Source organism: Candidatus Sororendozoicomonas aggregata, from assembly GCF_031528575.1.
GTDB lineage: Bacteria > Pseudomonadota > Gammaproteobacteria > Pseudomonadales > Endozoicomonadaceae > Endonucleibacter > Endonucleibacter aggregata.
Window position 1 is genome coordinate 1 of sequence record NZ_JAVLSP010000007.1, and the last position, 22,550, is coordinate 22,550.

The following is a 22,550-nucleotide window of genomic DNA, read 5'->3' on the forward strand; positions in this document are numbered from 1 at the left end:
TTGCTTAAATAGGTCAACTATTCGCACAAATTGATCGAAAATTCTGACTCGCCCTACTGAATTTTATGCTCGAAAGCATAAGTCCGACAGGCTCCTAGGTGTTTCTCAACAACAGAAACATCGGTGAGAATTTCAGTTAGTTATGCACTTTATTTATATAGAAGATGAAGAGGGTATCATAAAGAAGTTTTACATTTCTCTGAAGTTATACACATCCACCTTGCCACAGTTCACGCCCTTCCGATAGCCTGGCCAGGATTCCAAACATATGGCCGACAGTTTGGCGAGGCAGGCAGCTAAAAAACACTTTAAAGAATGCCATTGATAAAAATGTTGGTGGCTCCTTGAAAGATACCATCAAAAGATTATTTAATACCAATCGTCTTTTCTAACTACCGTAAGAGTCTGCAAACTGGGCGTCAGAACAAGGCAGAACGATGAGTAATAGCCCAAGCTATTGCAAGGAGTTTTAATGCGGATCTGGCGTTCAGTTTGTCAACGCAATAGCGTAGTTAGAAGAATCGATTGGTATAACTAGCCAAAAAAAGTAAGGAACTCAAAGAAGAGGTGACTGGAGCGAATGAACGCCACCAACAACGTTGCCGTTTGAAAGGCGACAGGTATATAACTGTTTCAAGAAGCAATGTACCCTCCAAACGGCCCTCCCACAAACCGGAGTTTGGCTTCCCGCTGAATCTCCGGGGGGCTTTCCGGCTCTTCTAGGGGTGTAACACCCATCATCATTGTGTTCAAGCGCGCGGAAATCACAGGATCATCACTGCAAAACTTGACGTTATACGTGTTACAGTACTCCGGGATATAACCCTCGGCAAAGGATTTCAGATGATCAATATGCTGCACCCCTGAATGAAAACCTGCCTGCATTTTTTCAGCCTCAGCATGGCAGGTATGAACAAGGTTGGGGTCGTCTTGATTAGTTACTCTATCAAGGAGAGAGTCATCTAAAATTTGTAAAAAACGCAAAGGGTGAGCTGCAAAGCCGGAACTCACAGTCAGTGCGGCAATAATCGGACAGGGAATCATAACTTTACGAAACCATTTCGAGAACGCACCATGGTCGGTTAATAAAATGGGTTCTACATTTGCGCTGCTAGCGTGATGTGCTTTTATCTCCTGCCAGGCGTTTTTGGCTGTTTCAAAGGCAGTATTCACTAAATAGCGCTGGATAACGCCTTCTATCCAACCCACAATGTCCCTGAGAATATGCATCACAATAACCGGCAACGGGCCAAAAGCAGCAAGGGCTGTGGCACCAACTGCCACGCCAAAATTAATACCGGCATCCATAATACCACCGCCCACTTTCGCCAGAGAGTGCCGTGCCAAAGCATTGGCAATGGTAGAAGGGTGGCCGCCTAACAAATCAACATTACGACCCTTCCACAGCTGCGTAAAAAACGATTTTAATCCTTTAACAGCATGAACCAGGCCTGAGTAAAGCTGTGCCAGCAGGGTATAATGCCCAGCACCGAGAGCAGCGGCTTTAAAGGTTGATGAAAGTTCAGTGGCCACCAGCACCATCAGCGAATCGGCGCTTAGAGTGAGCAAGAAATTTGAAACCGTTGAGCTAAAACGGCCAAACAATGTTGCCAGGCTATGAATCGCCCATGCAAAAAACTCAGATATCAGCGTGTCTATTTTGCTAATTTCTTCAGCAGCAAAACCGCCTATATCAGACAGGGATCGCCCCAATGAGGTTCTACCCAATGTTTGCTGGTAGAGCCATGAGGGCAGTGCCATCAAGTCACCGGGCATTGTAGGCGTATCCGTTACACCACACACCAATGCCGCATTGGTGAACGAAAATTTCTTTTGCACGTACTCTGCACGAGTATTACCCAGAAAATAGAGAATACCTTTTCGAGCATCCGCCATCTCGTCCAGTTGGACATCAATAGCTGTTTGCTCGATATTACCAAACACATTAGTCAGTGGCATACACAATACCCTGCTGTCCACCACCTTGATCTGGCGACCAGAAACACGCCAACTCATTCTCCAAGCCAAAAAGCCGGTGAAAAGCACAATGTAACATTTGCTACTTTGTATAGAAGATAAATAGAACTCTTTAAAGAATCTTTACAATTTTCGAAAGGGCAGAACGGCTCATAATCTCCCTTCCTGCCGCATTAAGCCGTTCCCCCACAAGGGCACACACCTTATTCGATAACAGGCTAACAGAAGCCTTATTACTCATGGGGACTGTTCATGGGGACAACCACGTTCAACGGCTTAATTGAAGATCAAAACTTATCCGGGTCTTTCGCTTTTTCCTTTGCCACTTCCGCCGTAATGACTTTCTTTTTGACTAACCCCTCCAGGCACTGATCCAGTGTCTGCATGCCAATCGCATTGCCTGTTTGGATGGCAGAATACATTTGAGCGACCTTATCTTCACGAATCAAATTACGAATAGCGGAAGTGCCCAGCATAATTTCATGGGCCGCCACACGACCGCCGCCTTTTTTCTTCAGCAGGGTTTGGGAAATCACCGCCTCCAGTGATTCAGAAAGCATAGAGCGAACCATTGCCTTTTCATCAGCAGGGAAGACATCAATGATTCGGTCAATGGTTTTAGCCGCTGAGGTGGTGTGTAACGTGCCAAAGACCAGGTGCCCGGTTTCAGCCGCACTGAGTGCCAGCCGGATGGTTTCAAGATCTCGCATCTCACCCACCAGAATGATATCGGGATCTTCTCGTAATGCTGAGCGAAGGGCATTGTCAAAACTATGGGTGTCTCTGTTGACTTCCCGTTGGTTAACCAGGCACTTCTTTGGGGGGTGAACAAATTCAATCGGGTCTTCAATGGTCAGAATATGTTCGTACTTTGTCTCGTTCAGGTAGTCAAGCATGGCAGCCATGGTGGTACTTTTACCCGAACCTGTGGGTCCTGTAACCACAATCAGACCACGGGGTTTGGCAGTAATGTCCATAAACACCTTGCCCATACCTAAATCATCCATAGAGAGGATTTTTGTCGGAATGGTTCTAAAAACAGCGCCTGCACCACGAGAGTGGTTAAAAGCATTGACACGAAACCTTGCGACACTCGGGACTTCAAAGGAAAAGTCGATTTCCAGATGTTCTTCAAATTCCTTGCGTTGCTTATCGCTCATGATGTCATAGATCAGCGCATGAACCTCTTTGTGTTCCATGGCCGGTACATTGACCCGTTTAACATCGCCGTCAATCCGAATCATTGGAGGCATTCCGGCAGAAAGGTGAAGATCCGACGCGCCTTGCTTGTTGCTGAATGCCAGCAATTCAGTAATATCCATAAATTATCCCTCAGACGATGAAGTGAGTACACTAGGAGCCTGTCAGTGGCGAGGCACAAAAGCGTTCCCGGTTTTCCAAAGACAATGTCTTAGAAAGCTATCGGCCAGCAGTGGCAAAGTTTGCGGTGAGAAGCTGTCTTAAAAGTCTGCCCGTAGCGAGGACTGCGAGAAATGGAGGATAAAAAGCCGCTTTTGTGAGGACAATAGCGGGACTATTTGACGAACAACAGCGACTTTTCAGACCCATTTATCGTAGCCGCGGTAGGAGCATGACGTTTAAGACTGCTTCTGAGTACGATTATTTTCAGATGAACCCGTTATGAACCCATTACAACACTCTTTTGAGCAAGTGTTTGAGCGTATAGAGCAGGCCAAAGCAGCCAATGGACGAACCGAAAACGTACAGCTACTGGCTGTCAGCAAAAAAAAGTCCGCTTCGGTCATTGAAGAGGCGTACCATCTTGGGCAACGCCACTTTGGTGAAAGTTATGTGCAGGAGGCGCTTGAAAAACAAGCTACCCTGAAGGCGCTACCGGGTATCTGCTGGCATTTTATCGGCCCCATTCAATCCAATAAAACACGGGATATTGCCTCACATTTTCAGTGGGTTCACAGCGTTGATCGTCTGAAAATCGCAACAAGGCTCAATGAGCAACGCCCTGAGCGCCTCCCGCCGCTCAATATCTGCCTACAGGTAAACATCAGTGCCGAAGCAAGCAAATCTGGCGCAACAGAAGCGGATCTGCCCGCTTTGGTTAACGCGATAAAGCAACTCCCCTGCCTGAGACTACGGGGGTTAATGGCGATTCCAGCCGCTACGATCGATGCTCAGGCTCAGCGCCTTCCTTTTAAAGCAATGGCTGACCATCTGACCAGGCTAAACCAACAGTTTGCTCTTCATATGGATACTTTATCCATGGGTATGACAGGCGATCTTGAGGTAGCCATTGCCGAGGGCGCTACTATTGTCAGAGTCGGTACAGCCCTGTTTGGAAAACGTTAAAAAGAGGTAACAATGACACATTCAAAAAGCCGGGTCAGCTTTATCGGCGCAGGCAATATGGCACAAGCTATTATTGGTGGCATGCTAAATAAAGGCTGGAAGGCAGAACAAATCATGGCTACCGCAGCCAGTGAAAAAACCCGCCAGACGGTGAGTGACCGGTTCGGTGTTCCTGTCACGGGTGACAACCTCAAAGCAGCAGATGCCGATGTTGTGGTGCTGTGCGTGAAACCTCAACTTATTCAAACAGTGCTGGCTGAAACGGCACCGGTGTTAGGGAGGAGACGACCCTTGCTGATCTCTGTGGCCGCTGGCATCACCATGGACTGTTTGAATCGTTGGAGCGCCAGTGACCCTCTTGCCATTGTGCGGAGTATGCCTAACATACCCTCATTACTTGGCCTTGGCGCCTGCGGACTGTTTGCCAATGAGCATGTCACGGAAGCTGAGAAGGCGATAACAGCGTCTCTTTTCAACGCCGTGGGTATTGCTCAATGGCTTGAAGACGAGTCTCTCATTGATGCTGTAATTGCTATCTCAGGCAGTGCGCCGGCCTATTATTTCCTGTTTATGGAAGCGATTGAAAATGTAGGGGTGAAGCTTGGTCTTCCGCCTGAGGTTGCCAGCCGACTAACGATTCAAACGGCACTTGGCGCTGCGACTATGGCACAGCAGTATAGTGACGATATTGTTCAGCTGAGAAAGAATGTGTGCTCACCAAACGGAACCACTGAACAGGCCATTCGTGTGTTACAGGAAGGCGGTCTGAACCAGCTCCTGGAGAAAGCCATGGGCAAAGCCGTATATCGTGCTAAAGAAATGGCCGAAACATTAAGTAGAGGGTAGGCTGTTTTATCATTGGGATACTTAGGAGCCTGTCGGACTTATGCTTTCGAGCATAAGTCCGACAGGCTCCTAGCTCATTTGACCCGGTGCTATTTGAGAAGCACTGCACAATCACAAAGAGAGGCATGAATGTCGGCATTTTCATCCAGTTTTATTTTCTTACTACAGACCCTTGGCGGACTGTATATTATGGCAGTCCTGTTGCGGTTTTTGCTGCAAGCGGTACGCGCGGATTTTTACAACCCCATCTCCCAGGCTGTTGTCAAAATAACATCGCCACTGCTGAGTCCATTACGAAAAATCATTCCCGGGTTTGGCGGTATTGATGCTGCGTCGTTGGTGCTGGCATTGATACTGCAGATAGCATTGATTTATGGTTTGCTGGCAATCCAGGGGTTCCCACCTGCCATGGTACCCGTCCCACAGGTAGTGATCACCAGCCTGGTAAAACTGGCTGACCATATTCTCAACATTTACATGTACAGCCTGATTATTATTGCCATTGCCAGCTGGGTTGCCCAGGGAAGCTATAACCCCGGCCTGATGCTACTGCACCAATTAACAGAGCCTCTTTCGAGCCGGGTCAGGAAGGTGATTCCTCCTGTGGGCGGTCTGGATTTCTCCCTGATGGCCATCATTATTATTATTTACTTCCTGAAGAACCTGCTCGCTGGCATCGCATAAACCGGGCACGGAATTGACATCCTCCCCCACTGATTCAAAGAAATCAGTAGGGGATTCCTATTACCAGGAGCCTGTCGGGCTTAAGCTCGAAAGCATAAGTCCGACAGGCTCCTAGCCCGGATATTTCATAAACATGCTCCTGGCCTTGCTTGCTCCTTGCGGCTCTAAGGGCAGTTTATGAAATATCCGGGCTAGCTAGAGCCAATGACCAAGCCACGTCATATACTCCTGGCGAGTCGAGGGTATTTCATTGGGCAAATGGTGCCTGGCCCCTTTAAGATAGAGCACTTCCGGCTGCTGGTATAGCCTGCTGAGAATGGCAATATTGTGCCTGGCATCCACAGTCTTATCATGGGTGCCCTGGACAATCAGTGGGGTAAGGGGGATGCGATGGGCTGCCTGTTCCACCCTGCGAATCCAGCGATCCATTGCATTCACCCACTCAACAGGCAGTAAACGCGGTGCAAGGGGGTCTTGTTTAGCAAAAGCAAGAAATGCCTGATCGCAGGAGTTATTGGTAAACTTGCGAGGTAACGCGCTAATCGCCCAGCGGCTGGCGTAAAGCTGCAAACGCCCCAGTTTCCACAAATAGGGCCGCACTAGCGGGGCTGACAGGACAACCCGTTGAAAAGGAAGCGGCTTCTGCGTTTCACAGCATGACAGCAGCATCTCTGTGATAATCGCACAGCCGGTACTTTGCCCGTATGCGTGCCAGGGCCTGGGCAATCTCCCTTCTGAAGCCTTTAAGATAGTTTCAAGGACATCACGATAAGCAGAAAAGTCAGGAATAGAGGCCAGAGCACCACTGGACAAGCCATGACCCGGTAGATCATAAGCCAGTACGCTATATCCTCTGTTGAGTAAAAAGGTGAGAACATGCCTGAAGAGTCCAACATGGTCATAGTAACCATGGAACAGAAAAAAAGTGCCTTTGGGGGAAGGCAACCCATAATAATGACAAGCTATCCTGTAGCAAGGGCAGTCAATATAGCCAAGCTCGTGGGAAACCTCATTGTGGAGCGCGTCAGCATGAATACTGTAATAACTGGCATAGTCCCGTTCATCAGGACTTAACGGCTGGCAACTGAATGTCAGCGGCGAAAGGTTCGCCTTCACATGACTAACAATCATCCGCTTTTTTCAAATCTGTCAGCTTAACAGTCACGGACTTAACAGGTAAGGCTTCGGTTTTTTCTACACGACCCGCTACATTTCTTTGTTGTCTGATGTACTCAATCAGCACTACCCCCCTGTCCATACTGACCCCTTTAACAAACGTCGTTTTCAGGTGCTCATAGAGTGGGTTTCGGATGATCACGTTATCACCTTCAGCAAAGCAGGTATCCTCTGTCTGAGTTGCCAGAAAAGCCACCATTTTTCTGATCTGTTCAATAACCTTTTCCCCATTGGGGATAGGTTTGGGCAAGAAATGCTTAGAGTGTCCCTCTGCCGAGGTAATACGGCCATCAGCATATAAGCGCCGGCTCACATGATCAAACCGGACAATACCTGCCACGCCCCGCGTAGACTTGATTTTGTAAAAGCTCCCTAAATCTTTCAAGTCAAGGTACAAAAAGATATACCCCGGGAAAAGGGCTTCCTCCTTACACCCGGAAGGGCAAATCATAGGGCAAAACACGTCAAATCCCTGATTCTCAAGATGCTCTTCAGCACGTTGCTCCTGTCTGGGTTTGGTCTTTAGCAGATACCACCCTTCTTTCATGCTCTGTTGTTTTGCCATCCTGTATTCCCAGACAATCCGTACTGCACAATGCGATGATTAACGACACGTTAATCGATAAGAGTACCGTATTCTCGTTTTGTCTAATAATCAACAAGCAATCATTGAAAACAGGCAGCCATTGAGCCAGACAGATGGATGCCTGTTTCAATGCGCTTTCTGTTTCTCAGAAGCAGTCTTAAAAGTCTGCCCGTAGCGAGGACCGCGAGAAATAGAGGATAAAAAGTCGCTTTTGTGAGGAGAATAGCGGGACTATTTGACGAACAAAAGCGACTTTTCAGACCCATTTATCGTAGCCGCGGTAGGAGCATGACTTTTAAGACTGCTTCTCAGGGCCGGTGTTCTTATATCCCCGTCTCTGTGATAGATAGATCTTTTGAGCATTTCCAGCGCTTAAGCGCCAGAAAACTCAACAGGCTGGCCACTACGCCAACAACCGTTGTCGACAGTTTTCCACCCCACCAGGGCACTTGCTGGCAAATGAACATGGCTAACAGGCTCACCACAATACTCCCCCATAGCTGTCTCTGGCTGGTAGAAACATCCAGGATCACTGCCAGCAGCGGGATAAGAATTAACGGACTCCAAAAATTGTAAGCGTAAACCAGCGCGTCCATGGCATTTTGGAATGACAAGGCAAAAAGCAGAGAAAAAGCACCAACGACCAGCGTGATGATACGAACGACCCATAGTAAGGAAGACGGATTTATTGCTGCTTTTCGAAGGGGCATGATGACATCATTCACCGCGCAAATGGCTGCCGCGTTGAGAAAGCTGGATGCTGATGACATGACGATAGCAATCAGCCCGGCAATCACCAGCCCTTTCCACCCGGGGGATAACAAGGTTTCAGCCAGAAAAGGGATTGCCTGGTTGCCATTAATATCAGGGTTAATAACCAGAGCAATGAGTCCGAGAGCACCGGCCAGTAAAAAGAACGGAGCGGACAAAAAACCACTGAGCAACGTTGCCCTTCGGGTTATTTCAGGATTTTTAGCCATCAACAACCGCTGAGCATAGGGGGGAACCGTTGTTTCACCGAGCATAAACGTCAGAAACAATGGCGTCAGAATAAACCAGAAGCTGGGGGTTTCCGACGGTGCCGTGAATGTAACCGGTGTTTGCTCAACCACTTCATGCCAACCACCAACATGTTGCAGGCCAATATAGAACAGGACAGGAAGCGCGATGGCCAGTAGCAGAAACTGAATAACATCCGTATAAACAACCGCTTTCATCCCCCCTGTGGTGCAATAGAGGACAATAAAGCCAAAACCAATAAAAGTGCCCACATAGGGTGGACCCTCAAAAAAAGTGTTGATGATTTGCCCCATGGCATTGGCCTGAGCACCTAAAATGCCCGTGCACACCAGCATACCAAAAACCCCGGCAAACACTTTGCCGGGCTTGCCATAGGCTTTTTCCATGATATCACCCACTGAAACACAGTCGTGAAAACGTCCCATTCTTGGCGCAATAAACTGGCCCATCAATATTTCTTTCAGACTAAACCCAAGTAAGGCCAGGGCGAACAGCATACCCCCATTAAAGACCCGTTCCGCATTACCCAGCGTGTAGCCCCCACCTAAAAAGGAGGCAGACAAGGTGGCAAAAATAACAAAGGTGCCGAAGGTGCGATGACCAATGGCAAAAACCTCAAACGTCTTGATATTTCTACTAAAGCCAACGGCTATCAAGGCGTTGAACAGGAACAGGCAGATAATAACGACATAGTCTGGGAGAGACATTGGAAGAGGTTTCCGCGGTGGTTACGAAAGATATAAACAGAGCCCTGGCTTTGGGCGTGACAAGAAAAGCATCTTTTCGACGGTGCCAGTGAGAATGCGCCACAGATGGCTGCCTTCTTGTCACTGAAAACGCATTCAAAGAATTAGAACCCGAGGTTAATATAGTCATAGATTGTAAAAATACCAATGGCCTTTTCTACCTGCCGAAATGAATAGGGCAAGCGGGGGGTCATAACAAGGCAGCATGTGGAGCAGGCTTTATTTGCTTACCCTGCGCTTTATTATGCTATAACATATCCTTTTTCCGAGATTCCGAAATATTCAGGTAAGTAATGGCCTCCCATCCTGACAATGCCTATATGCCCCACAACCACAGCGACTGTATAGCGCAGGCGCTAAAAAAAGCGCATACCTTGTGCCAGCAGAAGGGGGTGCGTCTGACACCACTTCGCGAAACCGTGTTAACACTGGTATGGCAAAGCCATCAGCCCATCGGGGCTTATGATATTCTCGCGGCGCTGACCAAGCAGGAATCCCGCCCGGCACAGCCTCCCACTGTTTATCGGGCACTGGAATTTCTTCAGGAGCAGGGACTGGTGCATCGGCTATCTTCCATTAACGCCTATGTCGGCTGCCCCAATCCCAAGGGACATGTCAGCCAGGCGCATAAAGGCGAGTTTCTGATTTGCGAGCAGTGCCGTATTACCATTGAAGTTGAGGACCCTGTCATTAATAAAGCCCTGCAACGTTGTGCAAAAGAGCATGGTTTCAGGGTGTCGAGCGCATCGATTGAACTGACAGGCTTATGCCGTAACTGCACGAAAGACCCCCACTTGTTATGAACGACGCTTTAATCAGTCTCCACAATATCGGTATGACGTTTCAAGGGCGTACTGTTCTCCACGCCATCAGTATGGACGTAAAAAAAGGAGAAATTGTCACACTTATTGGCCCTAATGGCGCCGGAAAAACAACATTGGTTCGTATTGTTCTTGGGCTGCAGCAGGCCAGTGCCGGCCAACGTATCCTGACCCGTGGATTACGCATTGGCTATATGCCACAAAAGCTCCAGGTTAACGGAACCATGCCTCTGGTAGTCAAGCGCTTTTTATCACTGACCGGCAGTAAAACCGCTGATATTAAGTCCGCACTGGCCAGAACGGGTGTTGGCAAGGTCATTCACTCCCCGGTTCAGTCGCTCTCTGGCGGCGAACTTCAGCGAGTCCTGTTAGCGCGTGCGTTATTAAAAAAACCCCACCTTCTGGTGCTTGATGAACCTGTTCAGGGTGTCGATGCCAGCGGTCAGAAAGAGCTGTATCAACTGATCACTGAATTGCGCAATGAAAACCAATGCGCGGTGCTGATGGTATCCCACGATTTGCATCTGGTTATGGCATCAACGGACAGGGTTGTTTGTATCAATCAGCATGTTTGTTGCTCTGGTCATCCCCACACGGTGAAAAAACATCCCGCTTATTTACGACTGTTTGGTGGCGACGCAGGGGGTCTTGCTGTTTATACCCATCAACACGACCACAGCCATGATATCCATGGTCACATTACCCCTGACCAGAAGGAGGGCAAATAATGCCTGATTTGCTACTCTACGCCTTGCTGGCAGGCTATGGTGTCGCGGCGGTTGCCGGCCCCCTGGGTTGTTTCGTTGTCTGGCGAAAAATGGCATACTTCGGCGATACCCTGTCACACTCAGCACTACTGGGTGTCTCCCTTGGCCTGTTAATGGGCGTTAACCTGATCCTGGCAGTCATTGTTTGTTCGCTGTTTCTAGCCCTGGTGTTGACGAGGTTGCAAGATAAACACAACCTCGCCTCTGATACCTTACTGGGTATACTTGCCCACAGCAGTTTATCCCTTGGGCTTGTTACCATCAGCTTTGCCCATAATGTGCGTGTGGACATGATGGCCTACCTGTTTGGTGACCTGCTGGCGGTCAATCTAACAGATATTATCTGGATTTATGCCGGTGGCACTTTGGTAATGGCTGCTTTGGTACTCTTGTGGCGACCATTGCTGGCCATGTCTGTTCATCCCGAACTGGCACAGGTCGATGGCGTACCGGTCAAAAAAATCCGATTAGCGCTGACGGTGATAATGGCCCTGGTAATTGCCGCTGCCATGAAAATTGTGGGTGTTCTGTTGATTACCTCTATGCTCATCATTCCCTCTGCCGCGGCCCAACGCTTTTCCCGTACGCCTGAACAAATGGCTGTTAAAGCAGCGCTGTTCGGCATGGCTGGTGTTACCGGTGGACTGGCCTCATCGTGGTATCTGGATACTCCGGCAGGCCCTTCTATTGTGGTATCCTGCTTTATACTGTTTCTGTTGAGTCAATGCCCTTTTCCTTCAAGGCAGCATTAACGCCTGACAGACCAAAGCGCCTCTCAAAAGGGCTGCTTATGGGGAACCGTCTCCAGTTGTTTTACCTTGTCCATATTCCGCCAGGCGGCTTCATTGTAAAAGGGAGCCTGGTCGATGGCCTTTTGAAACAGTGCCTCCGCACTCTTAAGGTCACCGGCCATCATAGCCAGATAGCCCGCATCATTGCTGGCTTCATAGGGTTCCATAAAACGCCCCAGCAAATCCGCGACTTCATCAAAGCGTCGGGCCTGGGCATTGACCAGCGCCAGATTGTAAATCGCCCGGGTGTATTGGGGCTCCACGCTCAGCACATCACGCAACAGGCGCTCAGCGTGTTGCCAGTTCCCTGATATAAACAGGGAATAAGCCTGGTTATTCATCAGTTCCGTATTGCCCGGGTCGAGTTGTAACCCTTGTTGATAATAGGTCTGTGCCTGCTGGAACTGTCCGTCTATATCAGCCAGCTGTCCCAGGCCATTGAACGCTTTCACCGGCGCATGGTTTTGCGCGGAGCGCTCCGTTGGACCTTGATGCTGAAAAACGGCCACTGCCTTAACCAGCAAGCGGCGCGCTTCTTTGCGGTTATCCTGTCCTAATACGATAAGACCCAGCCCTTCGAGGCTGGCAATATGGCGGGGAGAGCTTTTCAGTACAAACCGGTAAATTTGCTCCGCCTGTCCCGTGTTGCCGGCTTTTTGGTGCAGTTGAGCCAGTTTATAACCGGCCTTGGCATTACGCTTGTCCAGTTCAAAAGCCCGAGCGTAATAAGCGGCAGCCTTGTTAAGGTTATTACGTCCCATGGCGCGGTCAGCAGCGTATTCAGCATCGGTGGACGTTCTTATGCCACTGGCTCGTTTAACACTTTCTTCCCAGGCACCGTCGTATAAGCTCAATGATTTATCAGCTGCCTGCCCTTCAGTTTCAGCCTTTACCGGGTCTGTTGTCGTTTGTGCCAGCTTATCCGTCGCCGCGCAGCCTGAGAGCATCATCGCCACCAAAACGGCATAAATACTGTTTTTCATCCTTGTTGTATCCATGGGAGGCTTTTTTACAGCGTATCAAAACTGACTGGTATTTACAGTCACCGATCCGTGGGAGCCTAATCGAGAATAGACTACTTCTTAAAGTTTCGGTTAAAACGCCAGCATGGAATAAATGGAAAAACCATCTAAGAGGTCTTTGCCTTTCAAGTAAGAAAGTTCTGCCAAAAAAGCCAACTCAACGACGTCAGCACCCTGCGCTTTTACCAGTTGCGTAACCGCCCTGGCTGTCCCCCCTGTGGCAAGTACGTCATCGACAATCAAGACACGGCTTCCTGCGGGCAAGTCGTGTTTGTGGATTTCAAGGCAACTGGTGTCATATTCCAGCGTGTAATGTTCGGAGATCACTTCCCGGGGCAACTTGCCTGGTTTACGGGCAGGAATAAAGCCTGTTTTCAACTGGACGGCCAGAGGCGCGGCAAAGCAAAAGCCCCTTGCTTCCATCCCAAGGATGCAGTCAACGTCATAGTCACGGTAACGGTCAGCCAAACGCGCAATGACGCAGGCATAGGCTTCACCATCACTCAGCAAAGGGGTGATGTCTTTAAACGTGATACCTTTGGTGGGATAATCAGGTACATCTCTGATAAGTTCAGTCAGTTGCTTATGTGTCTGCATGTGATTTACGCCTCTTTGGTCAGACCAGTATACAACATCAACAAAGCCATTCGGCTAGGAGCCTGTCGGACTTAAGGCAATTTCGGCCTGAAATCCAGAAAGAGCGGCCATATTTTCCGATGAATTTGCTTAAATAGGTCAACTATTCGCACAAATCCATCGAAAAATCTGACTCGCTCTACTGAATTTCATGCTCGAAAGCTTAAGCCCGACAGGCTCCTGGATTGTTTTCAAAGCTGTTTATCCCGAACCGCCACAGAACAGCGCAACTTTCAGAACGATTTCCCGGCATATTCTCTGTCAACAACCAGTAAAAATCACCCATTCGACTCAAGCTACATCTAATCTAAAAAAAGGCAAATGCCTATTCCAAATGGGGGAAAAGATATGCTGTCAGTACCTCGTCAATGTGGGAAAAACTGTATCCCAAACTCCATTGTTGCTGTTTTAATAGAACTCCAGGTTGTTTGGCACGTCAAGAAAGTTAATCTTGAGCTGATTAGAAAGTACAGTCGCTTTTATTCATTCACACGCTACTCAAATTTACTGATCAAAGAAGCGATGACTGAAGCCAATGTATTATTCGAGTATATTTCTACTACTGGCTCACTTATTACAAATCTTACGGCAAACAATGTCTGTTTAGCCATTGCTGTTGAGTCAGCCACTCACCACGCCTACCCCATAAAGAAAAACTTCTCGCCAGAAAATGAATACCTGACGATTAACCAGTTCGGCACTTTTTATGCCGAGGCTATTTATACACCGCTTAAAGACAGATTTGACGTCGGTTTTTACGCCATACGTCCAGGGGCAACAAAATTTCCTTCTGAAGAGCTGAATGCTAAATCAGAGGAACTAATCAAATCTTTAAACGAGTGAAAGCTTTATATGTAAGTGATTAAGTAGTAATGATTGTAGCCAGGAGCCTGTCGGACTTAAACACAGCAAAGAGTCTTTCACGCAGAGCAGGAATCACCCGCTCATCAAACCACGGGTTCTTTTGCGTCCAGTACCGGTTACGCGGTGATGGGTGCGGCAGTGGAAAATAGTAGGGTAGATACTCTTCATAGTGGGCGACGGTTTCTGTCAGGTTTTTTTTCATTCGCGCTTTCAGGTAATACTTCTGACTGTATTGCCCAATCAGCAGTATGAGCTTTACGCGTGGCATGTTTTCTAAAAGAGCATGGTGCCACAGGGGGGCACACTCGGGTCTTGGGGGCAGATCACCGGATTTCCCTTTACCCGGATAGCAAAACCCCATGGGCATAATGGCGATTTTGTCATTATGGTAAAACTGTTCAGGTGTTAACTGTAGCCATTGACGCAATAACCGGCCACTTTGATCATCCCAGGGGATGCCACTGGCATGAACTTTAGTGCCTGGTGCCTGACCAATAATCACAACTTCGGCCATGGGATTAGCAATAAGCACCGGGCGAGGGCCAAGGGGTAAATGGTCTTTACACTGTGTGCAACGTCGTATAGTGGTCAGCAGGTTTTCCATGGCTTTACCAAGGAGCTTGTCGGCACAATGGATGGGACGACAAACCGAATTAACGAAACTGATTGATCGTATCTCTGAATGCCGTTGCCGCTTTACGTGCCGCTTCAGCAAAATCATCCCCATCGCTGGCATAGATAATCCCACGGGACGAATTGACAATCATACCCCGCTTTTCACTGTTTAACCCGCAGGTGATCGTGGCTTCCACATCACCGCCTTGTGCGCCTAAGCCGGGCACCAGAAAGGTCATATCACCGGTAATTTGACGGATATGTTTGAGTTCATTCGGGTGAGTGGCCCCTACAACCAGTAAAATATTGTTGTTGGCATTCCACTCGTTAACGGCTTTTTCCGCAATGATTTCATACAAGCACTGATTACCTGCTTTCAGGTTTTGAATCGCTCCGGCTCCCTCGTTGGATGTACGACAAAGAACAATTGCTCCTTTATCGGTATAGCGTGAAAAGGGTTCAATAGTATCAATACCCATATAAGGATTGATGGTCACCGCATCAGCCTGGTAGCGTTCAAAGGCTTCTTTAGCGTACTGATCTGCTGTGCTGCCAATGTCCCCACGCTTGGAATCGAGAATCACCTGAATATCAGGATACCGGGTTTTAATGTAGTCAATGGTTTTTGCCAGTTGATCTTCCGCACCCTGGGCATGATAGTGGGCTGCCTGGGGCTTGTAGGCACAGACCAAATCACAGGTGGCGTCAACAATGGCTTTGTTGAATTGAAAGATCGCTTCAGGTCTGCTGGCCACAGCCGTAGGAAAACGCTCGGGTAATGGATCAAGGCCAACACACGCCAGTGTGTCGTTTTTCTGCATCGCATGGTGAATCCGGTCAATAAATCCCATGGTTTTCCTCGGTGATAACGTTTGCCGGACAAGAAGTCTAACAGCAATGGCGATACTCGCCAAAGGCAATTAGCTGCTACCTCTATCCAGGAGCCTGTCGGACTTAAGACAATTTCGGCCTAAAATCCAGAAAGTGCGAGAAAGTGCGAGAAAGTGCGGCCACTCTGTACTTATTGCTTGTTTCTATTGATATTTTTATGGCAGGAGGGGTAGAGTATCTAAATGAAATACCGCCGTGTTCGGGTATGACTAAAAAAATAAAACGTGTTCCAGGTCCGCCGGGTAAAGCTGTCCCATAAGCCTGCGTTGACACCTCTGAAGGCAAAGCCATAGGCTTTTGCGCAATAACAATAATATGTATCTGCCTGGCAGATAATCAGGGGATGTAAGGAATGATGCTCTGCGTACGAAAGCTGTTTCTGCTTTTGGGTTCAGTACTGCCTGTCGGTGCCTGGGCCGCATGGGAATTCAATATGCCTGAAGGGGTGACAGAGGTCAGTCGCTCCATCTACGGGTTGCATATGACCATCTTTTTCATCTGTGTCGCCATTGGCGCAGTGGTGTTTGGGGTGATGTTTTACTCCATCATCGTTCATCGTAAATCCAAAGGAGCAAAGCCTGAACAATTTCATGAGAGCACGCTGGTAGAAATTCTGTGGACAGCCATTCCTTTGCTGATTCTGGTGCTTATGGCCATTCCTGCCACAAAAACCCTGATAGATATTTACGACACGGGTGATGCGGATATTGATATTAAAATTACCGGCTATCAGTGGAAGTGGCAGTACGAATACCTCGGTGAAGAGGTTTCTTTTTTCAGTAATCTTAAGACCCCAAAAAGTGAAATCTATAACAGTCGCAATAAAAATGACAATTATCTTTTAGAAGTTGATGAGCCTTTAGTCCTTCCTGTGGGTAAAAAAATTCGTTTTCTGGTTACCGCATCGGATGTGATTCATTCCTGGTGGGTGCCCCAGTTTGCTGTTAAGCGTGATGCCATTCCCGGTTTTATCAACGAAGCCTGGACTCGTATTGAAGAGCCCGGCATTTACCGTGGTCAGTGTGCTGAGTTATGCGGTAAAGACCACGGGTATATGCCCATTGTTGTTGACGTTCGCTCAGAAAATGATTACCGCAAATGGCTGGCCGAGAAAAAAGCAGAAGCCGCCAAAATTAAAGAGCTGACCAGTAAAAACTGGACACTGGCTGAGCTCAATGAGCAGGGTAAAACGGTGTACGACAAAATGTGTAGCGCCTGCCATATGCCACAAGGTCAGGGTATGCCACCGTTATTTCCGGCACTGAAAGGCTCTGCCATAGCTACAGAAAAAGAACGGATTACAGAACATGTAGATATCGTCGTCAATGGTAAAAAAGGAACCGCGATGCAGGCCTTTGCCGCGCAGTTAAGTGAAGTGGATCTGGCTGCTGTTATTACCTATGAGCGTAATGCCTGGGGTAACAATACCGGCGAGATGGTCACGCCAAAACAGATTCTTGAATTCAAAAAAACCGGTGAATTGAAGACTGCGTCCCCACAGGGCAGTCAGTAAGGAGAATCAGGATGACTGCTGTGAAAGACGATCATATAAACGACCATCACGATGAACACGACCATGGCCCCGCTAAAGGCCTGATGCGCTGGGTGTATACCACTAACCATAAAGACATTGGCTCCATGTATTTATGGTTTAGCTTTATCATGTTCCTTATTGGCGGTGCCATGGCCATGATTATTCGGGCTGAACTGTTCCAGCCTGGGCTTCATATTGTGGAGCCTGGTTTTTTTAACCAGATGACGACCATGCACGGATTAATTATGGTGTTTGGAGCCGTGATGCCCGCCTTTGTTGGCCTGGCTAACTGGATGATTCCTTTGATGATTGGCGCGCCGGATATGGCTATGCCACGGATGAATAACTGGAGTTTCTGGATTCTGCCTTTTGCTGCGCTGATGCTGATCAGCACCTTGTTTATGGAAGGTGGCGGCCCTAATTTTGGCTGGACGTTTTACGCACCGCTGTCTACGGATTACGCGCCACCGTCGACGACCTTCTTTATTTTTGCCATCCATATGCTGGGCATCTCGTCCATCATGGGAGCAATCAATATCATCGCGACTATTCTCAACCTCCGCGCGCCGGGCATGACATTGATGAAAATGCCGTTGTTTTGCTGGACCTGGCTGATCACTGCCTATTTATTGATTGCGGTCATGCCGGTTTTGGCAGGTGTTGTCACCATGATGCTGATGGACATTCATTTTGGCACCAGCTTTTTTAATGCCGGTGGTGGTGGTGATCCAGTGTTGTTTCAACATATCTTCTGGTTCTTTGGTCATCCTGAAGTCTATATTATGATTTTGCCGTCTTTCGGTATTGTCTCTTGCGTCATTCCTGCTTTTGCCCGTAAGCAACTGTTTGGTTACTCCTCTATGGTTTATGCCACAGCCAGTATTGCGTTTTTATCGTTTATTGTTTGGGCGCATCATATGTTTACCGTAGGTATTCCGCTGGTGGGTGAGCTGTTCTTTATGTACGCTACCATGCTGATTGCTGTGCCAACGGGGGTGAAGGTATTTAACTGGGTCACCACCATGTTCCGCGGCTCCATGACCTTTGAAACGCCGATGCTATTCTCCATTGCCTTTGTGGTGCTGTTTACCCTTGGCGGTTTTTCAGGATTAATGCTCTCCATTGCCCCTGCCGATTTTCAATACCACGACACTTACTTTGTAGTGGCGCATTTCCATTATGTATTGGTCCCTGGCGCTATTTTTGCCATTTATGCGGCAGTGTATTACTGGCTGCCAAAGTGGACAGGGTATATGTACGATGAAACGCTGGCAAAGACCCATTTCTGGATGTCCTTTATTGGCATGAACCTGACGTTCTTCCCCATGCACTTTATCGGGTTGGCCGGTATGCCAAGACGCATTCCTGACTATGCGCTGCAGTTTGCGGACTTTAACCAGATAGCCAGTATTGGTGGTTTTCTGTTTGGTACTACGCAGTTGTTGTTTTTATTTGTTGTGATCAAGTGCGTCAAAGGTGGCAAAAAAAGCGAAGCAAAAAGCTGGGAAGGCGCCCATGGGCTGGAGTGGAGCGTGCCCTCACCCGCACCGTATCACACCTTTTCTACACCACCGGATGTGAAATGATTTTTCTGCAAAAACACTACAACAAGGAGTGATAAAAATGGGCATGTCTTATATCGAAACAAACCTGATAAAGGGTGAGAAAATTCTCCATAAAGGAAAAACCAGCCTTTGGTCTTTTTCTCCAAGAATAGCTCTTGGGGTACTGTTACTATTTTCCTTTGGTGAACTAAACATCATTGGCCCCTTGATTGGCCTGTTTTTTTTGGCATCTGTTGCGACAGCCTACTACACCAACGAAATAGGGATAACAAACAGGCGAGTGATAGCCAAGTTTGGATTAATCAGGAGAAGCACAATTGAAATACATATTCCCAAAATAGAGAGTATTCAGGTTGATCAGGGGATTCTGGGCCGTATCTTTGATTATGGCAGTATTGTTGTTTCTGGTGCTGGAGCACCAAAAGCACCTGTTCCAGGTATCAGTGCACCTTTGATATTTAGAAAAAGTTTTTATGAAATTCAGGAATCCCTTGAGCAGAAAGAACCGGTTAAAGTCACTACTTCAAAGGCAGGTGAGCTTGAGCCCGCGTAACTCACCATAAAGCCAGAAAAGGTAAAAGGGAGCAGCGAATGAGTGATAACGACGACAAGGTAGAAAACGATACCCGCCGTACGCTTATTCGCTCGACTCTGATAGCAATAGGTATGTTTGGTTTTGGTTTTGCTATGGTGCCATTGTACGACGTGTTTTGTCAGGTCACCGGCCTTAATGGCAAAACCAGTGATACACCTTATGAAAATAAACGTGCGGAAATCGATACCAGCCGAACCATAACAGTCCAGTTTGTTTCCACGCAAAATGGCGATATCAACTGGGAATTCAAACCCAGTGTGTCAGAAATCAGTGTGCATCCGGGAGAAGTGGGGGTGCTTGATTTTTTCATTAAAAACCCGACAAACCAACGAGCAGTGACACAGTCTATCCCGAGCGTCAGCCCGTTCCAGGCAACGAATTATCTCCACAAGGTGGAATGCTTTTGCTTTACCACGCAGGTACTGGAAGCCCGTGAAGAGAAAGTGATGCCGCTACGGGTTATTGTGGATCAGGATCTGCCAAAACACATTAAAACACTTACGCTGTCTTATACGTTGTTTGACGTTACCCATTTAGGGGCAAAAAATGAGGGGGAAAGCTAATGGAAAATGAAGGATCATATTACGTTCCCGCACAAAGCAAATGGCCGATTATTGCCTCCATTGGCCTGTTTCTGACCTTGACTGGCACTGCCATGATGATGACAGATATGAGTGCCGGTGAAAAAGATTCCATAGGACACTGGGTGCTTTTTGTTGGTGGACTGATTATGGCATGGATGCTCTTTGGCTGGTTTGGCAATGTCATTGAGGAATCTCGCGCCGGTTTATACTCTCAACAAATGGATCGCAGTTTTCGCTGGGGCATGAGTTGGTTTATTTTCTCAGAGGTGATGTTCTTTGCTGCTTTTTTTGGCGTATTGTTTTATGTCAGATTTTTCTCGGTGCCCTGGTTAGGGGGTGAAGGCCACCATGGCATGACCAATCAGCTGTTATGGCAGGGTTTTACCGCTGACTGGCCTTTGATGAGTAATCCCGACAATGAGCAATTTCCAGGGCCTGCCGCGTTAGTTGACCCTTTCCATCTACCTTTGCTGAATACGTTATTGCTGGTGACATCAAGTATTACCTTGACACTCGCCCATCATGCCCTGCGTCGAGATGATCGCCATAAACTCAAGCTCTGGATGATCCTCACATTGATTCTGGGCTTTGCCTTTCTATTCTTTCAGGTGGAGGAATATATTGAAGCCTATACCGAGCTTGGCTTAACATTGCAAGCTGGGATTTATGGCTCGACGTTCTTTATTCTCACGGGCTTTCACGGTGCCCACGTGACGCTCGGCGCGATTATGCTGACCGTGATGCTGGCGCGTATTTATAAAGGCCATTTTGAGCCGGAAAAGCATTTTGCTTTTGAGTCGGCCAGCTGGTACTGGCACTTTGTGGATGTTATCTGGGTCGGACTTTTTATTTTTGTGTATCTTGTGTGATAACAGGAGCCTGTCGGACTTATGCTTTCAAGCATAAGTCCGACAGGCTCCTGGTTAACGAAAAACCTGGCCCATGACTGCTACTATCCCCCTGCAACCATGCGAACAAAATGGTCAGCATCAGCAATACGGTTAAGGTGATGCGTACAGTCAGTGATGCCAGTAATCGGCCAGAGCCTTTTTGATCGGTCAGCAGAAAATAAAAGCCACAGGCCAGACTGACCAGAATCGCAAAGAACAGAAGAATAATTATTATTGTGTACCACATGTCAGAACGCTGAACCTCTTGTGCAACAGGCAGGTTTACTAGCATAACAAAGTCTATGCATTCTGGCAGGGAGAGGTCACCAGATGTTGGCATATAAACGCAAGTTATCGCTTTTGGTATTGTTCCTGCTTCCCACACTGCTGAGCCTGGGTTTCTGGCAGCTTGCTCGCTATCACCAGAAAATGGCCGTTGAGTCCCTTGCGGCTGAGCGCCTTAACTTTTCTTCTCAGTCGTTATCAGCTCTGATGACGATGGATAACCCACATTTGTTACCCGTTACCCTGAAAGGACACTTTCTTTCAGACCATGTATTTTTTCTTGATAACCAGATACACCGTGGGCAGGCGGGTGTCGATGTGATTATGCCGTTTGTCACGGATAAACAACAGTGGTTATTAGTTAACCGGGGGTGGCTGCCATTGCCCCAAAGGAACAAGCTACCTTCGGTCACTACAAATGATAATAATTATTTATTAACAGGCCGTATCCAAAAACCCCTGGGTCAATCATTGCTTTTGGCTAAGGATGACTGGGGTAACGGCTGGCCGAAACTCATTCAATCACTGGATTTCCAGCAGTTTACTACCGTGTTAAAGGCATCGGTGCCCCCCTGGGTGGTTCGTCTTGATGTCGGGCAACCTGCCGCGTTTGAAATACGTCCACTGACAATCCCGGTCAAATCTGACAAGCACCTTGGCTACGCCATACAGTGGTTTACCATGGCGCTGGTACTGTTAGGGCTTTATGCCCACCAAATAAGAAAAAAGGAGTCGTCCCATGATTAAGGAAGGGGTAACCCGTCGTAGTCGCTGGCAGGCAGCCATTGTGTTCGTGTTGCCATTTCTGTTGTTTGGTCTGGCCTGGTTTATGTATTTTTCCGGGCAGTGGGTGCCAGAAGGGCGCACGAATAAAGGCACGCTGTTATTACCACCGAGTCAATTTGATGATCTGGTCAGTCTGGAAAACAACCCCTCTTTTTCCCCTGATTTGCTGTCAGGTCGCTGGGCTATCATTGTGTTTGGTGATGCTGCCTGTGCTGATCCATCCTGTCAGAACAGCCTGTATATCACACGGCAAGTTCACCTCGGTTTGGCGAAGGAAGCAAATCGTGTTACACGGCTACTTATTTCTAAAAACAAGTCATTGGTTAGTGAAGCTGTTAAGAGGAAACATCCCGATGTTTTCTGGCTACAGGCAAAACCTGAGACCGTAGAAAAAGCCCTGTCTGTTAGCGCATGGCCCGAAGGACAGTATTTTATTATGGATCCGTTAGGCAACATAATGATGAATTATCAACCCGAACAGCAAGGTAACGACCTGCTCAGGGATATGCAAAAATTACTCAGGGCTTCCAATATAGGGTAAAGC

24 protein-coding genes are annotated in these 22,550 nt (G+C 47.9%); 14 read left to right on the top strand and 10 right to left on the bottom strand.

Annotation, left to right across the window (positions count from 1 at the left end):
- Positions 1-633 precede the first annotated feature (633 nt).
- Positions 634-2,016: a hypothetical protein gene (locus tag V4C51_RS02330; protein WP_330924513.1), complete on the bottom strand. Its 1,383-nt coding sequence runs from the start codon at positions 2,014-2,016 to the stop codon at positions 634-636.
- A gap of 248 nt (positions 2,017-2,264) precedes the next feature.
- A complete protein-coding gene (locus V4C51_RS02335; RefSeq protein WP_330924514.1) occupies positions 2,265-3,299 on the bottom strand; it encodes a type IV pilus twitching motility protein PilT in 1,035 nt (344 codons plus the stop codon).
- Between the two features lie 319 nt (positions 3,300-3,618).
- Here V4C51_RS02335 and V4C51_RS02340 point away from each other — a divergent pair, with 319 nt between their 5' ends.
- From V4C51_RS02340 to V4C51_RS02350, 3 genes are all read left to right on the top strand, one after another.
- Positions 3,619-4,302 carry a YggS family pyridoxal phosphate-dependent enzyme gene (locus V4C51_RS02340; RefSeq protein WP_330924515.1) on the top strand — a complete coding sequence of 228 codons (684 nt, stop codon included), beginning with the start codon at positions 3,619-3,621 and terminating at the stop codon, positions 4,300-4,302.
- 12 nt (positions 4,303-4,314) lie between these two features.
- Positions 4,315-5,148: a pyrroline-5-carboxylate reductase gene (proC, locus tag V4C51_RS02345; RefSeq protein ID WP_330924516.1), complete on the top strand. Its 834-nt coding sequence runs from the start codon at positions 4,315-4,317 to the stop codon at positions 5,146-5,148.
- Positions 5,149-5,277: 129 nt separating this feature from the next.
- Positions 5,278-5,832 carry a YggT family protein gene (locus V4C51_RS02350; RefSeq protein ID WP_330924517.1) on the top strand — a complete coding sequence of 185 codons (555 nt, stop codon included), beginning with the start codon at positions 5,278-5,280 and terminating at the stop codon, positions 5,830-5,832.
- Positions 5,833-6,027: 195 nt separating this feature from the next.
- On the opposite strand, the gene V4C51_RS02355 is transcribed toward V4C51_RS02350, so the two are convergent.
- The 3 genes from V4C51_RS02355 to V4C51_RS02365 all read right to left on the bottom strand — a co-directional run bounded on the left by V4C51_RS02355 (position 6,028) and on the right by V4C51_RS02365 (position 9,321).
- Complete coding sequence (locus V4C51_RS02355; protein WP_330924518.1) at positions 6,028-6,963, bottom strand: alpha/beta hydrolase; 936 nt, start codon at positions 6,961-6,963, stop codon at positions 6,028-6,030.
- The gene (locus V4C51_RS02360; protein WP_330924519.1) at positions 6,953-7,573 is read right to left on the bottom strand and encodes a transcription termination/antitermination NusG family protein; all 621 of its coding nucleotides are present in this window, start codon (positions 7,571-7,573) and stop codon (positions 6,953-6,955) included. Before V4C51_RS02360 ends, V4C51_RS02355 begins: the two co-directional genes overlap by 11 nt.
- Before the next feature lie 344 nt (positions 7,574-7,917).
- Positions 7,918-9,321 carry a sodium:solute symporter family protein gene (locus V4C51_RS02365; protein WP_330924520.1) on the bottom strand — a complete coding sequence of 468 codons (1,404 nt, stop codon included), beginning with the start codon at positions 9,319-9,321 and terminating at the stop codon, positions 7,918-7,920.
- Between the two features lie 332 nt (positions 9,322-9,653).
- On the opposite strand from V4C51_RS02365, the gene V4C51_RS02370 reads away from it, so the two are divergent.
- From V4C51_RS02370 to znuB, 3 genes are read left to right on the top strand one after another with little or no spacing between them, the layout of a single operon-like run.
- The gene (locus V4C51_RS02370; RefSeq protein WP_330924521.1) at positions 9,654-10,163 is read left to right on the top strand and encodes a Fur family transcriptional regulator; all 510 of its coding nucleotides are present in this window, start codon (positions 9,654-9,656) and stop codon (positions 10,161-10,163) included.
- Complete coding sequence (gene znuC, locus V4C51_RS02375) at positions 10,160-10,909, top strand: zinc ABC transporter ATP-binding protein ZnuC (protein WP_330924522.1); 750 nt, start codon at positions 10,160-10,162, stop codon at positions 10,907-10,909. Before V4C51_RS02370 ends, znuC begins: the two co-directional genes overlap by 4 nt.
- Positions 10,909-11,700, top strand: a complete 792-nt coding sequence (gene znuB, locus V4C51_RS02380; protein WP_330924523.1) for a zinc ABC transporter permease subunit ZnuB — start codon at positions 10,909-10,911, stop codon at positions 11,698-11,700. The genes znuC and znuB overlap by 1 nt, the downstream gene beginning before the upstream one ends.
- 23 nt (positions 11,701-11,723) lie before the next feature.
- On the opposite strand, the gene V4C51_RS02385 is transcribed toward znuB, so the two are convergent.
- Both V4C51_RS02385 and V4C51_RS02390 read right to left on the bottom strand, forming a co-directional pair.
- The gene (locus tag V4C51_RS02385) at positions 11,724-12,722 is read right to left on the bottom strand and encodes a tetratricopeptide repeat protein (protein WP_330924524.1); all 999 of its coding nucleotides are present in this window, start codon (positions 12,720-12,722) and stop codon (positions 11,724-11,726) included.
- Positions 12,723-12,833: 111 nt separating this feature from the next.
- Positions 12,834-13,358, bottom strand: coding sequence for an adenine phosphoribosyltransferase (locus tag V4C51_RS02390; RefSeq protein ID WP_330924525.1), 525 nt, complete (start codon positions 13,356-13,358; stop codon positions 12,834-12,836).
- Between the two features lie 387 nt (positions 13,359-13,745).
- Here V4C51_RS02390 and V4C51_RS02395 point away from each other — a divergent pair, with 387 nt between their 5' ends.
- A complete protein-coding gene (locus V4C51_RS02395; RefSeq protein ID WP_330924526.1) occupies positions 13,746-14,240 on the top strand; it encodes a hypothetical protein in 495 nt (164 codons plus the stop codon).
- Positions 14,241-14,259: 19 nt separating this feature from the next.
- Here V4C51_RS02395 and V4C51_RS02400 read toward each other — a convergent pair whose 3' ends face one another.
- Complete coding sequence (locus V4C51_RS02400) at positions 14,260-14,997, bottom strand: uracil-DNA glycosylase family protein (protein WP_330924527.1); 738 nt, start codon at positions 14,995-14,997, stop codon at positions 14,260-14,262.
- A complete protein-coding gene (gene pyrF, locus V4C51_RS02405) occupies positions 14,915-15,796 on the bottom strand; it encodes an orotidine-5'-phosphate decarboxylase (protein WP_330924528.1) in 882 nt (293 codons plus the stop codon). The genes V4C51_RS02400 and pyrF overlap by 83 nt, the downstream gene beginning before the upstream one ends.
- A 326-nt stretch (positions 15,797-16,122) precedes the next feature.
- Here pyrF and coxB point away from each other — a divergent pair, with 326 nt between their 5' ends.
- Genes coxB through V4C51_RS02430 form a run of 5 tightly spaced genes read left to right on the top strand, consistent with a single transcriptional unit; the run spans position 16,123 to position 20,914 of the window.
- Positions 16,123-17,280, top strand: coding sequence for a cytochrome c oxidase subunit II (coxB, locus tag V4C51_RS02410; RefSeq protein WP_476577888.1), 1,158 nt, complete (start codon positions 16,123-16,125; stop codon positions 17,278-17,280).
- 11 nt (positions 17,281-17,291) lie between these two features.
- Positions 17,292-18,887, top strand: coding sequence for a cytochrome c oxidase subunit I (gene ctaD / locus V4C51_RS02415; RefSeq protein WP_330924530.1), 1,596 nt, complete (start codon positions 17,292-17,294; stop codon positions 18,885-18,887).
- Positions 18,888-18,924: 37 nt separating this feature from the next.
- The gene (locus V4C51_RS02420; RefSeq protein WP_330924531.1) at positions 18,925-19,419 is read left to right on the top strand and encodes a PH domain-containing protein; all 495 of its coding nucleotides are present in this window, start codon (positions 18,925-18,927) and stop codon (positions 19,417-19,419) included.
- A 38-nt stretch (positions 19,420-19,457) separates the two neighbouring features.
- Positions 19,458-20,024 (top strand): cytochrome c oxidase assembly protein, encoded by a 567-nt coding sequence (locus tag V4C51_RS02425; RefSeq protein WP_330924532.1) that lies wholly within the window; start codon positions 19,458-19,460, stop codon positions 20,022-20,024.
- Positions 20,024-20,914, top strand: a complete 891-nt coding sequence (locus V4C51_RS02430; protein WP_330924533.1) for a cytochrome c oxidase subunit 3 — start codon at positions 20,024-20,026, stop codon at positions 20,912-20,914. Before V4C51_RS02425 ends, V4C51_RS02430 begins: the two co-directional genes overlap by 1 nt.
- A 19-nt stretch (positions 20,915-20,933) precedes the next feature.
- Here the strand turns inward: V4C51_RS02430 and V4C51_RS02435 are convergent, their stop codons facing one another.
- Positions 20,934-21,275, bottom strand: coding sequence for a DUF2909 family protein (locus V4C51_RS02435; protein ID WP_330924534.1), 342 nt, complete (start codon positions 21,273-21,275; stop codon positions 20,934-20,936).
- Between V4C51_RS02435 and V4C51_RS02440 the strand changes: the two genes are divergently transcribed.
- Both V4C51_RS02440 and V4C51_RS02445 read left to right on the top strand, forming a co-directional pair.
- On the top strand, positions 21,266-21,967 hold the full coding sequence (locus V4C51_RS02440; protein WP_330924535.1) for an SURF1 family protein: 702 nt from the start codon (positions 21,266-21,268) through the stop codon (positions 21,965-21,967). The two genes, V4C51_RS02435 and V4C51_RS02440, sit on opposite strands and share 10 nt — an antisense overlap.
- Positions 21,960-22,547, top strand: coding sequence for a hypothetical protein (locus tag V4C51_RS02445; protein WP_330924536.1), 588 nt, complete (start codon positions 21,960-21,962; stop codon positions 22,545-22,547). The genes V4C51_RS02440 and V4C51_RS02445 overlap by 8 nt, the downstream gene beginning before the upstream one ends.
- Positions 22,548-22,550 lie beyond the last annotated feature (3 nt).

What these genes read in the sequence shown, in the direction of transcription:
- V4C51_RS02335 (WP_330924514.1), bottom strand. Translation starts at nt 3,299, where the DNA reads ATGGATATTACTGAATTGCTGGCATTCAGCAACAAGCAAGGCGCGTCG.
- znuC (WP_330924522.1), top strand. Translation starts at nt 10,160, where the DNA reads ATGAACGACGCTTTAATCAGTCTCCACAATATCGGTATGACGTTTCAA.
- V4C51_RS02440 (WP_330924535.1), top strand. Translation starts at nt 21,266, where the DNA reads ATGTTGGCATATAAACGCAAGTTATCGCTTTTGGTATTGTTCCTGCTT.
- V4C51_RS02420 (WP_330924531.1), top strand. Translation starts at nt 18,925, where the DNA reads ATGGGCATGTCTTATATCGAAACAAACCTGATAAAGGGTGAGAAAATT.
- coxB (WP_476577888.1), top strand. Translation starts at nt 16,123, where the DNA reads ATGCTCTGCGTACGAAAGCTGTTTCTGCTTTTGGGTTCAGTACTGCCT.
- znuB (WP_330924523.1), top strand. Translation starts at nt 10,909, where the DNA reads ATGCCTGATTTGCTACTCTACGCCTTGCTGGCAGGCTATGGTGTCGCG.
- V4C51_RS02330 (WP_330924513.1), bottom strand. Translation starts at nt 2,016, where the DNA reads ATGAGTTGGCGTGTTTCTGGTCGCCAGATCAAGGTGGTGGACAGCAGG.
- V4C51_RS02400 (WP_330924527.1), bottom strand. Translation starts at nt 14,997, where the DNA reads ATGCCAGCGATGGGGATGATTTTGCTGAAGCGGCACGTAAAGCGGCAA.
- V4C51_RS02435 (WP_330924534.1), bottom strand. Translation starts at nt 21,275, where the DNA reads ATGCCAACATCTGGTGACCTCTCCCTGCCAGAATGCATAGACTTTGTT.
- V4C51_RS02445 (WP_330924536.1), top strand. Translation starts at nt 21,960, where the DNA reads ATGATTAAGGAAGGGGTAACCCGTCGTAGTCGCTGGCAGGCAGCCATT.
- ctaD (WP_330924530.1), top strand. Translation starts at nt 17,292, where the DNA reads ATGACTGCTGTGAAAGACGATCATATAAACGACCATCACGATGAACAC.
- V4C51_RS02360 (WP_330924519.1), bottom strand. Translation starts at nt 7,573, where the DNA reads ATGGCAAAACAACAGAGCATGAAAGAAGGGTGGTATCTGCTAAAGACC.
- V4C51_RS02355 (WP_330924518.1), bottom strand. Translation starts at nt 6,963, where the DNA reads ATGATTGTTAGTCATGTGAAGGCGAACCTTTCGCCGCTGACATTCAGT.
- V4C51_RS02370 (WP_330924521.1), top strand. Translation starts at nt 9,654, where the DNA reads ATGGCCTCCCATCCTGACAATGCCTATATGCCCCACAACCACAGCGAC.
- V4C51_RS02395 (WP_330924526.1), top strand. Translation starts at nt 13,746, where the DNA reads ATGCTGTCAGTACCTCGTCAATGTGGGAAAAACTGTATCCCAAACTCC.
- V4C51_RS02340 (WP_330924515.1), top strand. Translation starts at nt 3,619, where the DNA reads ATGAACCCATTACAACACTCTTTTGAGCAAGTGTTTGAGCGTATAGAG.
- V4C51_RS02350 (WP_330924517.1), top strand. Translation starts at nt 5,278, where the DNA reads ATGTCGGCATTTTCATCCAGTTTTATTTTCTTACTACAGACCCTTGGC.
- V4C51_RS02365 (WP_330924520.1), bottom strand. Translation starts at nt 9,321, where the DNA reads ATGTCTCTCCCAGACTATGTCGTTATTATCTGCCTGTTCCTGTTCAAC.
- V4C51_RS02385 (WP_330924524.1), bottom strand. Translation starts at nt 12,722, where the DNA reads ATGAAAAACAGTATTTATGCCGTTTTGGTGGCGATGATGCTCTCAGGC.
- V4C51_RS02430 (WP_330924533.1), top strand. Translation starts at nt 20,024, where the DNA reads ATGGAAAATGAAGGATCATATTACGTTCCCGCACAAAGCAAATGGCCG.
- proC (WP_330924516.1), top strand. Translation starts at nt 4,315, where the DNA reads ATGACACATTCAAAAAGCCGGGTCAGCTTTATCGGCGCAGGCAATATG.
- V4C51_RS02390 (WP_330924525.1), bottom strand. Translation starts at nt 13,358, where the DNA reads ATGCAGACACATAAGCAACTGACTGAACTTATCAGAGATGTACCTGAT.
- V4C51_RS02425 (WP_330924532.1), top strand. Translation starts at nt 19,458, where the DNA reads ATGAGTGATAACGACGACAAGGTAGAAAACGATACCCGCCGTACGCTT.